The organism is Brevibacillus sp. LEMMJ03 (assembly GCF_007197875.1).
Lineage (GTDB): Bacteria > Bacillota > Bacilli > Brevibacillales > Brevibacillaceae > Brevibacillus > Brevibacillus thermoruber.
Map to the genome: position 1 here is coordinate 1 of NZ_VKJN01000092.1, position 420 is coordinate 420.

Sequence of the window (420 nt, forward strand, 5' to 3'; positions counted from 1 at the left end):
TGGTGTACCAGGTGTCTGCATGCCCGCGGTACGGTTCGTCATGTTTTGGGTGATAGAGATCCGAATACTGCGGATCGGCTCCGTCGTAGTTGACGCCGATTTTGGGCCAGAACTGGTCGTACAAGTGACTCGGGTAGAACCAGTTGTGGCTTGCGCCGAGGTGCTCGGAGACCCCGAAATGCAGTCCGCGGCGCCGCGCGGCATCGCGCCAGGCGCCGACAATGTCCCGCTTCGGGCCCATGGACACTGCGTTCCAGCGGTGGTGGCGTGAATTCCACAAATCGAAGTTGTCGTGATGGACGCCCATGCTGACGAAGTATTTGGCGCCGGCGGCTGCGTACAGGTCCATCGAGGCTTCGGGGTCGAACTTCTCCGCTTTCCACAGCGGGATCAAGTCTTTGTAGCCGAGCTGCGAAGGAT

At 60.2% G+C, this 420-nt stretch carries 1 protein-coding gene; it reads right to left on the reverse strand.

Annotation, left to right across the window (positions count from 1 at the left end):
* On the reverse strand, positions 1-420 hold a 420-nt coding region (locus FOI68_RS22950; RefSeq protein WP_185974038.1), incomplete at both ends, for an alpha-L-fucosidase.